14 protein-coding genes and 1 other RNA gene are annotated in these 12,572 nt (G+C 49.8%); 8 read left to right on the top strand and 7 right to left on the bottom strand.

The window, feature by feature from the left end; all coding sequences use genetic code 11:
• Window positions 1–7 precede the first annotated feature (7 nt).
• Window positions 8–769 (bottom strand): uroporphyrinogen-III synthase, encoded by a 762-nt coding sequence (locus XMG59_RS04620; protein WP_173498297.1) that lies wholly within the window; start codon window positions 767–769, stop codon window positions 8–10.
• Window positions 753–1,685, bottom strand: coding sequence for a hydroxymethylbilane synthase (gene hemC, locus XMG59_RS04615; protein ID WP_173481768.1), 933 nt, complete (start codon window positions 1,683–1,685; stop codon window positions 753–755). The genes XMG59_RS04620 and hemC overlap by 17 nt, the downstream gene beginning before the upstream one ends.
• 165 nt (window positions 1,686–1,850) lie before the next feature.
• Between hemC and argH the strand changes: the two genes are divergently transcribed.
• Entirely contained in the window at window positions 1,851–3,248 is a 1,398-nt protein-coding gene (gene argH / locus XMG59_RS04610) for an argininosuccinate lyase (protein ID WP_173498296.1), read from the top strand.
• A gap of 61 nt (window positions 3,249–3,309) precedes the next feature.
• Here argH and XMG59_RS04605 read toward each other — a convergent pair whose 3' ends face one another.
• On the bottom strand, window positions 3,310–3,822 hold the full coding sequence (locus tag XMG59_RS04605) for a glycine cleavage system protein R (protein ID WP_173484091.1): 513 nt from the start codon (window positions 3,820–3,822) through the stop codon (window positions 3,310–3,312).
• Window positions 3,823–3,915: 93 nt separating this feature from the next.
• On the opposite strand from XMG59_RS04605, the gene XMG59_RS04600 reads away from it, so the two are divergent.
• Window positions 3,916–4,833, top strand: a complete 918-nt coding sequence (locus XMG59_RS04600) for an AEC family transporter (protein ID WP_173498295.1) — start codon at window positions 3,916–3,918, stop codon at window positions 4,831–4,833.
• Between the two features lie 197 nt (window positions 4,834–5,030).
• Here XMG59_RS04600 and XMG59_RS04595 read toward each other — a convergent pair whose 3' ends face one another.
• The 4 genes from XMG59_RS04595 to XMG59_RS04580 all read right to left on the bottom strand — a co-directional run bounded on the left by XMG59_RS04595 (window position 5,031) and on the right by XMG59_RS04580 (window position 6,347).
• Window positions 5,031–5,624, bottom strand: coding sequence for a 5-formyltetrahydrofolate cyclo-ligase (locus tag XMG59_RS04595; RefSeq protein ID WP_173482545.1), 594 nt, complete (start codon window positions 5,622–5,624; stop codon window positions 5,031–5,033).
• 5 nt (window positions 5,625–5,629) lie between these two features.
• A non-coding RNA gene (gene ssrS / locus XMG59_RS04590) (6S RNA) lies at window positions 5,630–5,808 on the bottom strand.
• Window positions 5,809–5,859: 51 nt separating this feature from the next.
• Window positions 5,860–6,141 (bottom strand): cell division protein ZapA, encoded by a 282-nt coding sequence (locus tag XMG59_RS04585; protein WP_173482544.1) that lies wholly within the window; start codon window positions 6,139–6,141, stop codon window positions 5,860–5,862.
• Window positions 6,138–6,347, bottom strand: coding sequence for a TIGR02449 family protein (locus XMG59_RS04580; protein ID WP_173482543.1), 210 nt, complete (start codon window positions 6,345–6,347; stop codon window positions 6,138–6,140). Before XMG59_RS04580 ends, XMG59_RS04585 begins: the two co-directional genes overlap by 4 nt.
• Before the next feature lie 187 nt (window positions 6,348–6,534).
• Here XMG59_RS04580 and XMG59_RS04575 point away from each other — a divergent pair, with 187 nt between their 5' ends.
• The 6 genes from XMG59_RS04575 to gcvH all read left to right on the top strand — a co-directional run bounded on the left by XMG59_RS04575 (window position 6,535) and on the right by gcvH (window position 12,540).
• Window positions 6,535–7,098 carry a UPF0149 family protein gene (locus XMG59_RS04575; protein WP_173481775.1) on the top strand — a complete coding sequence of 188 codons (564 nt, stop codon included), beginning with the start codon at window positions 6,535–6,537 and terminating at the stop codon, window positions 7,096–7,098.
• Window positions 7,098–8,411 (top strand): Xaa-Pro aminopeptidase, encoded by a 1,314-nt coding sequence (pepP, locus tag XMG59_RS04570; protein ID WP_173494643.1) that lies wholly within the window; start codon window positions 7,098–7,100, stop codon window positions 8,409–8,411. Before XMG59_RS04575 ends, pepP begins: the two co-directional genes overlap by 1 nt.
• Window positions 8,404–9,660, top strand: a complete 1,257-nt coding sequence (ubiH, locus tag XMG59_RS04565; protein ID WP_371743731.1) for a 2-octaprenyl-6-methoxyphenyl hydroxylase — start codon at window positions 8,404–8,406, stop codon at window positions 9,658–9,660. The genes pepP and ubiH overlap by 8 nt, the downstream gene beginning before the upstream one ends.
• Window positions 9,653–10,945, top strand: a complete 1,293-nt coding sequence (locus XMG59_RS04560) for a UbiH/UbiF/VisC/COQ6 family ubiquinone biosynthesis hydroxylase (protein ID WP_173482541.1) — start codon at window positions 9,653–9,655, stop codon at window positions 10,943–10,945. Before ubiH ends, XMG59_RS04560 begins: the two co-directional genes overlap by 8 nt.
• Before the next feature lie 82 nt (window positions 10,946–11,027).
• Window positions 11,028–12,131 carry a glycine cleavage system aminomethyltransferase GcvT gene (gene gcvT, locus XMG59_RS04555; protein WP_173482540.1) on the top strand — a complete coding sequence of 368 codons (1,104 nt, stop codon included), beginning with the start codon at window positions 11,028–11,030 and terminating at the stop codon, window positions 12,129–12,131.
• Window positions 12,132–12,150: 19 nt separating this feature from the next.
• On the top strand, window positions 12,151–12,540 hold the full coding sequence (gene gcvH / locus XMG59_RS04550) for a glycine cleavage system protein GcvH (RefSeq protein WP_173481779.1): 390 nt from the start codon (window positions 12,151–12,153) through the stop codon (window positions 12,538–12,540).
• Window positions 12,541–12,572: the final 32 nt, after the last annotated feature.

The following is a 12,572-nucleotide window of genomic DNA, read 5'->3' as shown; positions in this document are numbered from 1 at the left end:
TCCTTTATTAAAATCGCTGCTCTAGGGCCGCGATCATGGCACTGTCATCAGCACCTTCTGCGACTGTGATATCGGTAAAACCTAAGGTATTTCCCAGATCGGCAACACGCTGACTGGGAACAAAAATGGGTGTATCGGCAAACATGCCCCACTCATCGGCAAGCTTCGCTAAATGCTCTAACGCTTCGCCACTACTGATGAGTATAGCGCCTGGTGCCTGTTTAAAACATTCTGAAAGTTCAGCGTCAGTGTATTCGGGCATTTGGCGTTGGTATAGGCTGATGGTTTCAACTTTTGCACCGCGCTCGACTAGAGTCTCTTCTAGGAGTGTTCTACCGCCAACGCCTTTGAATATTAGGATTCGTTCTCCAGAGGGTTGTGCAAATGCAGGCAGTGTTAAAAGGGCTTCAGAATCGAGCCCTTCATTAGTATTGGCATGAATCTCATAACTGGCCAATTCTTCAGCCGTCCCTTTGCCGATGGCGTGCCACTGCACCCCAATAGGCAGTTGAGGCCAGAGTTGATCGAGTAGATCAATGGCAATACTGGCTGCATTACGGCTGACAACGATGACGTGTTGATAGAGGTCGAGATCCAGTAGTTTGCTTTGCAGACCAGGGGTAGATGGGTTCTCTAGCTCTTCAGGAATGATCTCGAGAAGAGGCAGTGGGATAGGCGTAAAGCCTCTCTTTTTCAGGGCAGACGTTAGCGCGCCCTGCATGGCTGCCGGGCGCGTAGTTAGTACGCTGGGTTTAGCCGCGCTCGGCATACACCTGCTCTAGAATCTCACCGGCACCTGCTGCAAGGAGCTTTTCAGCCAACTCAATCCCCAAGGCTTCGGCACTCTCTTTGTGACCACGAATCTCATCGCGCAATACCAGTGTGCCATCAGGGCGACCGACTAGGCCGCGTAACCAGAGTTGATCGCCTTCCAGTTCGGCATAGCAACCGATTGGAACCTGACAGCCGCCCTCTAGGCGTTTGTTCATAGCGCGTTCGGCAATGACACGAGCCGCCGTTTCGTCGTGGTTCAGTGGTGCTAACAGAGCCTGAGTCTCTAGATCATCCATTCGACACTCGATACCGACTGCGCCTTGGCCACCCGCGGGAAGACTCTCGGTAGAGTCGATTTGATGTTTAATGCGATCTTTCAGCTCAAGGCGAATCAGTCCGGCTGATGCAAGGATAATGGCGTCATATTCACCGGCATCGAGTTTTCCAAGGCGGGTCTGAACATTGCCACGCAAGGTTTTGATCTCTAAATCAGGACGGCGTTCACGCAGTTGCACCTCGCGACGAAGCGATGAGGTACCCACCACAGCCCCCTGCGGCAGTTCATCAAAGTGGTTGTAAGTATTGCTGACAAACGCATCCGTTGGTGTTTCTCGCTCACAGATAACAGACAATCCTAGCCCCTCTGGAAACTCCATCGGTACATCTTTCATTGAATGCACGGCGATATCAGCGCGTCCTTCCAGCATGGAGACTTCTAACTCTTTAACGAACAGGCCTTTGCCGCCGATTTTGGCGAGAGGGGTATCCAAAATCTTATCGCCGCGGGTCACCATAGTAACTAGCTCAACGTTAAGATCGGAATGTAGCTCTTCAAGACGGGCTTTTACGAATTCTGCTTGCCATAAAGCGAGTAAGCTCTGGCGAGTCGCAATGCGGAGTGTGCGTGACATGAAACTTCCAAATAGAGATCTTTTTTTCGAATTTTCTAAGTGTATCAGATGTCTCTACTAAATTGAGCGTCCGGACGGGTTATTAGATCGGCTGAGAGTGCTATAATCGCGCCACTATTTTATGCGGTGTCATCCACCGAGACAGTTTCAAGAGAGGTAAATGAGATGAGTGATCAAACGAACCAGCAGTGGGGTGGTCGTTTTAGTGAGGCAACCGATGCGTTTGTGGCTCGATTCACAGCCTCTGTTGATTTTGATCAGCGTCTCTATCGCCAAGACATTCAGGGCTCTATTGCGCATGCACGCATGCTGACCAAAGTGGGTGTTCTGACTGAAGATGAGCGCGATGCAATCATTAAAGGTCTGGGTGAGATTCGCATTGAGATTGAACGTGGTGAGTTCGAATGGTCTGTTGCACTGGAAGATGTGCACATGAACATTGAAGCGGCACTGACTAAGAAGATTGGCATTACCGGTAAAAAGCTGCATACCGGACGTTCGCGTAACGACCAAGTAGCGACCGATATCCGCCTCTACATGCGTGATGAGATTGACCAGATACTGTCTGAAATCACGCGTCTGCAAGCGGGTCTTTTGGATCTGGCTGAGCGCAATGCTGACACAATCATGCCTGGCTTCACTCACCTGCAAACGGCACAACCTGTTACCTTTGGTCACCACCTGTTGGCCTGGTACGAGATGCTTTGTCGTGATTACGAGCGTTTTGCGGATTGTCGTAAGCGTGTCAATGTGATGCCACTCGGTGCCGCGGCTTTGGCCGGTACGACCTACCCAATCGATCGTCACTACACTGCAGAGCTTCTAGATTTTACGATGCCAGCTCGCAACTCATTAGATGCTGTGTCAGATCGTGATTTCGCGATTGAATTCTGTGCTGCTTCAAGCGTGTTGCTGATGCACATGACTCGTATGTCAGAAGAGTTGGTGCTTTGGACCTCTGCACAGTTCAACTTTATCAATCTTCCAGATCGCTTCTGCACCGGCTCTTCAATCATGCCACAGAAGAAGAACCCAGACGTGCCTGAGCTGGTACGTGGTAAATCGGGCCGTGTTTACGGACATCTGATGTCGTTGCTGACGTTGATGAAGTCACAACCGCTGGCGTACAACAAAGACAACCAAGAGGATAAAGAGCCTTTGTTTGATGCTGTCGATACGGTTCAAGGCTGTCTGCGCGCGTTTGGTGATATGGTGCCTGCGATTGAGGCTCGTCCTGAAGAGATGCGCGAAGCGGCTCGCCGTGGTTTCTCTACCGCAACGGACTTGGCTGACTACCTAGTGCGTGCAGGTGTTGCCTTTCGTGATGCCCATGAAATCGTTGGGCTGTCGGTGGCTTATGGTATTAAAACAGGCAAAGATCTATCCGATATGACTCTTGAAGAGCTACGTCAGTTCTCAGATCAGATTCATGAAGATGTCTTTGAAGTGTTAACCCTTGAGGGCTCGGTGGCCGCTCGTGACCATATTGGTGGTACAGCACCTAACCAAGTTCGTTTGGCGGTTGCGGCGGGTCGAAACGAGTTGGCGAAACGCGCTGAGTAATATTCGGCGCTGCTAAACCAAAAAAACTGCCTACGGGCAGTTTTTTGGTTTTAGGGTCTCGTTATGCAAAGGTGATGTCGACCATCAGATCGGATGCGATCTCTTCAAGAGCTGCTTGTACGCTGTCTAAATCAACGCTTTTCGGTACTTGCAGTTCACCTTTGGCTTTAAACAAAAGCTCAGATGACATAGAGCCGGGTGTCAGTTCGGTTTCTAAACTGGCGAGGTTAACGCCCAGTAGCGACAAGGTATTGGAGATATCACGAACGATACCCTGTTTGTCATGTCCAACCAGATCAAGCGTCACGGTTTCATACTCGGTATCACTCTCTTGACTGTTGCTGACTTCACAAGAGACGCGAATGCCTTGCTCTTTTAGGTCGTCTAATGCGCGAGTTAAACCATCTAAGTTTGCGGTAGGTACATCAACCACTACAACGCCCGCGAATTTACCCGCCAGTTGCGATAGACTGGATTCAGACCAGTTGCCTTGGTGCTCTGAGATGGCTGCAGAGATAAGGTTTACCAATCCTGGTTTATCATCAGCAATAAAGCTGAGCACTAAAGATTTCATTGTCGTCGCTCCACAGATAGGATGCTCTAAAGCATGATCGTTACTAGATTTGTCTCAAAGACTAGCACTTTGTTTGGCAAGAGTGCATAACTGATGGATATTTTTGCGGCCCTTTGGCCTGTCTTCGCACTTCTGTTGTTAGGTGTGTTGATCAATCGAGTCCAGTTCGTGGATCACAACTTTTGGAACGGCGCAGAGAAGATCATCTACTACCTCTGCTTCCCAGCCCTGTTAGTGACACGGCTGGCCGCGGCTGACTTTAATGGCAGTGAATCTCTGGTGTTGATTGAAGCGGTGCTACTACTTCTAGCGCTAGGCTCGCTGTTCTTACTCGCGTTGCAGAGGCTTTTCAAATTCAGTGCGGCTTCATTTACTTCGGTTTACCAAGGCGGACTGCGTTTTAACACCTACATCACACTGGCTATTGCTGCGAGCCTGATTCCCGGTAAGGGGTTAGTGATTGCGGCGATCATCGCCTCCGTCATGATCCCTCTGCTCAATCTACTCTGTGTGTTGGTGTTTGCCCTCTACAGCGATAAACGCCCCTCTGTTTTAACTGTGTTGAAACAGATATTGAGCAATCCACTGATTCTTGCCTGTCTGCTGGGTTTGGCGCTGAACCTCTCTAAGTTGGGCATACCTTCTCTTGTTACACCGGTGTTGGAACTGTTGGCTCAGGTTGCCTTACCGCTAGGTCTGTTGGCGGTGGGTGCGGGGATCAATTTAAAGGCGATGCGATCTTCAGGGTTACCGCTGATGATGGGCGTTGCTGCTCGATTAATCGTTATGCCTCTACTGGCAGTGGCGGTTGGTGCGATGCTTCAACTCTCATCAGAGTCGCTGCTGATTTTTATGGTGTTTGCGTCGGTACCAACGGCTTCAGCGGCCTATATTCTTGCAAAACAGCTGAATGGAGATGCGCCTTTGGTTGCAAATATTCTCTCTGCACAGACTCTGTTATCGATGCTGACATTGCCGGTGGCGCTATCCTTGCCGAGCCTGATTTTGTGAATTGATATTAATTTTGAAATTTTTTTGAACTTATTTTGAACTTTTTTCTGATGCTGAGGTCTTACTTAATAAGCCTCCTAGTTTCAGTTCAAAATATGAAAATGAAACAATCTCCAGACCTATTACTGCTACTCACGGTTACCTTAGTAACCGGAGTTGCAGTGACCGGGTTGATCCAATCGATCTAATCTCACTCTTTAAGCAATATAGCGTCCCTTGTCAGTCGCAATGCCGTGCATTGGAACGTCCCAAGGTTGTATCGGTAGCTTCTCAACCTTTTGCAGGTCGTGTGCCACGCCAATGAGTTTAGGGCCGTGCATGAACCCTTTTTTCTGTGTGAATTCGAAGGTTCGATCGTAGTAACCGCCCCCCATGCCCATGCGTCCACCTTGCTGATCAAATGCAACCAGCGGCATCAGTACTAGATCCACTGCCCAGGCAGGAGAGTGTGAGCGCTTTAATTTTGGCTCCCAAATCTTGTAGCGATTTTGGTTCATTGAGGTGTTGGGTTGATATTGAGTAAACCAGAGTCGATTGTGTCGAACCGGATGCAGTACCGGCAGGTAGACCGATTTCTTAAGTTTCCAACACAACTTGATGAGCGGTTGAAGATCGATTTCACCATCGTTAGCTAGGTAAACGGCAATGCGTTTAGCGCGATGAAAGTAGGGGGCTTTTCTTAGTTGGTGAACTAATGAGAGTGCAGCACGCTTCTGCTGTTTACTGGAGAGCGCACGACGTGCTCGACGTTTCTCAAGACGAATGGTTTTTCTATCTTCGATACTGAGCATAGAGAAAAGACCCCAGGATGCCGGTGGTGTTCTTGGCCCTGAACCCGAAGGTTCAGAGTGGATACGAGTATAGATATATTAGGCTTTCCGCACGCGGACATGCTCACAATACCTATTCCCCGCATCCGGGAAAATGATTATCGGCTCGAGGGACTTGAACAACTGTCGAACATCCCAGGGTTGAGTTAATTATAACCCTATGAAGCCGCTATTAAAGGGTTTAAGACCGGAAAAACTATGAAAATTTTGCAAGCGTCGCGTCGATCTTATCGATCAACTGCTTGGATTCATCGTTTGAGCTCGCTTCGGCTTTTGATGAGTTCAAATTGTCATAACTCAGGTTGAGAGCCGCCATCACTGCGATACGTTCCATGCCCAGTAGTTTGCCACTGCTAGAGATCTCACGCATTTTCTCGTCCAAGTTTTCTGCTGCAGCAATAAGGCCTGCCTCAGCACCGGCTGGGCAGCTAAGTGTGTACTCTTTATCAAGAAGGGCAACGGTCAGTGTGTTACTCATGAGCTTTTCTCCAAAACACGAAGGCGATTTAGCATCGATTCAACACGACTACGGGTGCCCTCATGTATTTTGAGTAGCTGAGCACGCTCCTCTTTCAACTTCAGGTTCTGTGTCTGTAAGTGACGATTCTGCTCATCCAACTTTTGTACCAACTCGATCAATTGATCCACTTTGGTGGCGAGCGTTGATGGGTTTACTTCTGACATTGACTGCCTCGAACGTTTTGAATTCCGACCATATTAGCAGGCAGTTGCATTGGGTCAATGTTCTGCATAGCTCCAAAGGCCGCAAAGTGCTAGGATCATCCCCAATAAATGCTCTTGAAAGCGGTCGTCTTAAACGCCCTCTGAATAGCATCTGAACCTTTATTTCTACCGTAATAAGTGAGAGTCGATGAGCGCGCCAGATTTTGATCAACTAGCCAATTTAATGATTGAAGAGGGGGCTATCGCCTTTTCACCCTCTGAGTTACATGGCGCGATCGTTGGGCAGCTCACCGCCGCTAAACGTTTTGATAAAGCGAGTCTTGAGGCGTTTTGTGTCACTCAAATGGATATCACTCGTATCGCTCTTGAGAGCAGCAGCGAAAAGTTGATGGCACTCTACACCCAGATTTTAGAACAGCTGGAATCATCCGCTTTTGAGTTGGCCATTTTACTACCGGATGATGAGCAACCTCTGGCTGAGCGTGCAGAGCAGTTAGGCCTTTGGGTGACTGGGTTCCTAGCAGGTTTTGGCATGGCGATTGGCGATCAAGGGCAACATCTCTCTAATGATGCGCAAGATGGTCTTAAAGATCTGGTGCAAATTGCGCAAATTGAGGCGGACGGCCAGGCCGAAGAGGACGAGAATCTCCTGATGGAGGTGGAAGAGTACGTTCGTATGGCTGCCATGCTGCTATTTAGTGAATGTAATAAAGCGGAGTCTACTGAGTCTGATAAACCGGTAATGCACTGATGAAAATTGATCTCTCAATCTACAAAGAGCGTCGAGCTAAACTGCTCTCTGAGTTACCTGACAATTCGGTCATGATTATCGCTGCGGCCTCTTTGGTCAGCCGCAACGCCGACGCTGAGTTTCCGTTTAGGCAGTCGAGTGATTTCTACTACCTTACGGGATTTAATGAACCGGATGGTTTGTTGCTGCTTAAGCCAAGTTCAGATCAGCCGGTGGTACTGTTCTGTCAGCCACGTGATCCTGAAATGGAGATCTGGACTGGTTACCGAGCAGGTCCAGAGGGTTGCATTGAGACCTTTGGCGCGGATGCTGCATACAATCTTTCAGAGATTGATCAACAGCTTCCCAGCCTAATCGATGGCGTTGATCAGCTGTTCTACCCGTTAGCACGCGATGCTGCATTGGACTCCCGGGTAAAAGGTTGGATTCAGGATCTGGCTAAACGTGTTCGAGCGGGCGCTGAAGTTCCCAAGGCTTTGAGTGATTCAGATTCTATTTTGCATGAGATGCGTCTGTTTAAATCCGATGCTGAGATCGCCATCATGCAGCGAGCGGCCGATATCTCTGCAGAGGCTCATGTTAAAGCGATGCAGCAGTGCCGGGTTGGCATGAATGAGTACCAACTGGAAGCGATTATTCAGAGTCACTGCATGGCTGAGGGTGCTCGTTTTCAAGCTTACACGCCTATTGTGGCGGCAGGGAAAAATGCCTGTATTCTTCACTACATCGACAACGATCAGCCCATTAATGAGGGTGATCTCATTCTGATAGATGCAGGTTGTGAATTGGATAACTATGCCAGTGACATTACCCGGACTTTCCCTGCTAACGGCCAGTTCAGCGAAGAGCAGCGTGCCATCTATCAGTTGGTCTTAGACGCCAACAAAGCCTGCATTGACGCGGTCAAACCGGGTTGTAATTGGGACTCTCTGCATCAGTTGTCTGTCGAAATATTGACTAAAGGGTTGGTTGAGCTCGGTTTGCTGTCGGGTGAGGTGGATCAGTTAATTGAATCGGGCGCGTATCGTCGATTCTATATGCACCGCATTGGTCACTGGTTAGGTATGGATGTTCATGATGTTGGCTCTTACCGTGTAGAGGGTGAGTGGCGCGAGCTTTCGCCTGGCATTGTCACGACCATTGAACCGGGTCTCTACATCGCCCCCGATGATCACAGCGTCGAAGAGCGCTGGCGCGGCATCGGTGTTCGCATCGAAGATGATGTTATGGTAACAGATGAGGGTGCGCGAGTTTTAACCTCTGCAGTACCCAAAGAGATAGATGAGATAGAGGCATTGATGCGCCGTGCATGAATCGCAGTTTGATCTAATCATTTGTGGTGGTGGCATGGTGGGCGCCAGTTTAGTCGCTGCGTTAACACCTTCTGCCAAATCCTTAGGTCTTAAGATCGCTCTTGTTGAGCAGAGCCCTATGCAGGCTAAGCCCAATCCTCAGTTTCAGCCCAGCTTTGATGCACGCTCTACCGCATTGGCTTATGGATCCCGAACCGCCTTTGAGTCTATGGGTGTGTGGGAGCTTCTCCATGAACACCTGACTCCCATCGATCGGATCCATGTTTCTGACAGAGGACGCTGGGGTCAAACGACCATGAGTGCTGAGCAGGAGCGCGTCGACGCACTGGGCTATGTTGTCGAGAACCACTGGTTAGGTCAGGTGTTAATGAGCTCGGTACTGGCCGCGCGCGATCAGGTCGAACTCTATTCGCCGGCAACCGTTGAATCGGTTGAGTGGGTGGAGGGTCAGCGTCATGTGGTGATAGATCAAGATGGTGAGTCGATAACCTTAACAGCACCACTGGTGGTCATGGCGGATGGTGGACGTTCTGAGCTAAGACAGCGTATGGGTATTGAGTATCGCCAGACCCCCTATCATCAGCATGCACTCATTGCCAACCTAGAGGTCGATCGCCCTCATGATGGCGTTGCTTATGAACGTTTTACCGAAAATGGTCCTATTGCTCTGCTTCCGATCGAAGATCACGAAGGGCGCCACCGTATGGGGTTGGTTTGGACGCTGTCTGACGATCAGGTCAATTCCCGCATGGGGCAGATCGATCAGCAATTTTTGGCCGATCTTCAACAAGCCTTTGGATATCGTGCCGGTCGCTTGATTGGAGTGGGTGAGCGATTCTCCTACCCACTGCATTTAACCTTGGCTGATGAGCAGGTTCGCCGTGGTTTGGTGGTTCTTGGTAATGCCGCTCATGCTCTGCACCCCATTGCAGGTCAGGGGTTCAACCTAGCCTTGCGCGGTGTTTGTGAGTTAGCGGAGCGGATTATTCTGGCCAAGCAAGCGGGCCAAGATATTGGTGCATTAGCCATGTTGGAGGAGTTCATTGACGGGCGTCGAAAAGATCAAAGTCGTACGATCGGGTTTGGCGACTCTGCATTGAAAATCTTTAGCTCTACTAATCCGGCTCTCCGTTTGGGGCGAAGCTTGGCATTGCAAACCCTAGACTTAATTCCATCGGCACGCACTCTATTGGCGAGGGCTGCGATGGGCTTGGATACCCCAGCGGCGAGGTTAAAGTCTAATGACTGATAAAAATGCTATTCGCTCAGTGGACGTTGCCATTGCTGGCGCAGGTATGACTGGCTTGGCTGCAGCGATTCAACTGGCGGATCTTGGTTTGAAGGTTGAGGTGTTGGATCAATTTGGTATGGATCTGTCGACCATTGATGACCAGGCTGCTCAGCTCATGCAGGGGGCTTTTGATTCTCGTGTGAGTGCTCTCACACTGGCCTCTGTCGAGTTACTGAAATCCTTGGGGGCTTGGTCGCATATTCTTAGCTGGCGAGCAGAACCCTATGAGAAAATGCATGTCTGGGACGGTGAAACGCGTGGCGAGGTCGATTTTGACTGTTTTGATATTCACGAGAAGCAGTTGGGCTTTATCGTAGAGAATCGCCTGGTTGTTTTAGGTCTATTAAAAGCGGCACTTGACCGTGCAAATCTTAAGCTCAATTTCGCCTCACGTATTAAAACACTGGGGCGATTCCAAGAGTCTAGTCGACTCATAGAGCTCGAAGATGGTGATCTTTTATCTGCGCAGCTTGTGGTAGGTGCTGACGGTGCCCACTCAAATACACGTAAGCAGTTGGGTCTGGCTACTCATGAGTGGGACTATGGTCAGCATGCCGTTGTGGCAACGCTTGAGATGACTCGGCCTCATCAACACACCTGTTGGCAGCGGTTTACAGAGGATGGCCCTCTTGCACTGCTCCCTCTTAAGACCGCAAGCGCTCATCATGTCTCGTTGGTCTGGTCGACCTCGCCTAAACATGCAGCAGAACTATTAGAGATGGATCAGGATGCCTTTTGTGCAGCCGTCAGCTTTGGTTCGCGTGATGTGTTGGGCCGAGTGGCGTCGGCAACTGGTATTCAAAAGGTTCCGTTAAGACAGCGTCACGCCAAGCACTATGCTGTTGAGGGAGGAGTACTGATCGGCGATGCTGCACACACGATCCACCCGCTTGCAGGGCAGGGTGTCAATTTAGGTTTTTTGGACAGCGCTGCGCTCAACGACGTGATTGCTCAGGCACAGATGCGTCGTGAGCCGATCGGTGATGCGAAGGTGTTAAAGCGTTATGAGCGTTCAAGGCAGATGAGTAACCTGCGCATGAGCGCGGTGATGGAAGGGTTTAGGCGTCTATTTGCTCCACAACCAGCTCCGATCGAATGGGCGCGCAGTGTTGGTATGCGTCTTTTCAATCGCGTTGAGCCAATTAAGCAGCACATTATGTCAGAAGCGATGGGCCTTTCCGGCGATCTACCGACTCGGATGCGACGAGCAGCGTCGGCAAGCGTTGATCAAAGATTGAACTAAACCCATTTTAGGGTAAACTTCTTGTCCCTTTTTGAAACTCCGCAGAGAGGCGGAGTTTATTGATTGAATAACAGGACTGTAAATGGGACACAAAACTCCACTCTATGAGTTGCACGCATCAATGGGCGGTAAGCTTGTCGATTTCGGCGGTTGGGATATGCCATTGCACTATGGTTCTCAGCTAGAAGAGCACAATATCGTGCGCCAAGATGCAGGTATGTTCGATGTGTCGCACATGACCATTGTTGACGTATCAGGTCAGGAATCACGTAAGTATCTTCAATATCTTGTGGCTAATGATGTCGCGCGTTTAGAAGTTAAAGGTAAGGCGCTCTATACAGCCATGCTCAATGAGCAGGGCGGCATTATCGATGATCTTATTATCTACTTGATGACTGATAAGAGCTCTTCTAACGAGTGGTACCGCTTGGTGGTTAACTGTGCGACGCGTGAGAAAGATTTGGCCTGGATGGCGGATCGAGCGATCGGTTTTGATGTGACGTTAAATGAGCAACCTGAGTTGGCCATGGTCGCTGTGCAGGGTCCTAAGGCGCGTGCAAAAGTCGCTGCGCTTCTTGGTGGATCGCGTGAGCAGGCCATTAACGAACTATCGGTCTTCCAAGGGTTTGAGTCGGAAGGGTGGTTTATTGCCCGCACCGGTTATACCGGCGAAGATGGCCTTGAGATCATGGTGCCTGATGATGAAGTTGCTCAGTTTTGGTCTGCACTGGCTGAAGCGGGTGTCGCACCTTGTGGCTTAGGTGCGCGTGATACGCTTCGCCTGGAGGCGGGTATGAATCTATACGGCAGCGATATGACCGATTCTGTGACTCCGTTAGAGTCCGGCATTGCATGGTCGGTGGCGTTTGAACCATCTGATCGACAGTTTGTCGGTCGTGAGGTTCTTGATCAGCAAAAAGCGAATGGCGGCTACGATAAGTTAGTGGGCTTGGTGCTTGAAACAAGAGGTGTCTTAAGAGGGCATCAGCGTGTTATTGTTGACGGTGTTGGTGAGGGTGAAATTACCAGTGGTACATTCTCCCCAACCTTAGGCTTCTCGGTCGCTCTGGCTCGAGTGCCTGCCGGTACTGGTGCTGCTGCGAAAGTTGAAATGCGTGGAAAAGAGATCGACGTTCGAGTCGTCCGTCCGCCTTTCGTCCGCAACGGCAAAAAAGTTTTTGAATAATCAGATCAGGTGATAAAAGATGAGTAACGTTCCTGGCGAATTGAAGTATGTAAGCAGCCACGAGTGGATCCGTGTTGAGGGTGATGGCACTGTAACGATTGGTGTTACAGACCACGCGCAAGAAGCACTGGGCGATGTGGTATTTGTTGAGTTGCCTGACATCGATGCAGAGGTGTCTGCTGGTGATGACGCAGGTGTGGTTGAGTCTGTAAAAGCAGCATCTGATATCTATGCACCGGTTAGCGGTGTTGTCGTTGCGGTTAACGATGATCTTGAAGATGCACCAGAGATGGTTAACAGCGACCCTTATGGTGATGGCTGGTTCTTCAAACTTAAACTGACTGATGAGAGTGAATTGGATGACCTTCTAAGCGCTGACGAATACTCAGCTGCTTGCGAAGAAGAGTAATCTGATCTGACTAAAACCCCGGTTGGCTTGAA

The organism is Marinobacterium sp. xm-g-59 (genome assembly GCF_013283315.1).
Classification (GTDB): domain Bacteria; phylum Pseudomonadota; class Gammaproteobacteria; order Pseudomonadales; family Balneatricaceae; genus Marinobacterium_E.
The sequence above is the reverse complement of the archived record's forward strand: the minus strand, read 5'-3'. Positions and strand labels throughout refer to the sequence as shown.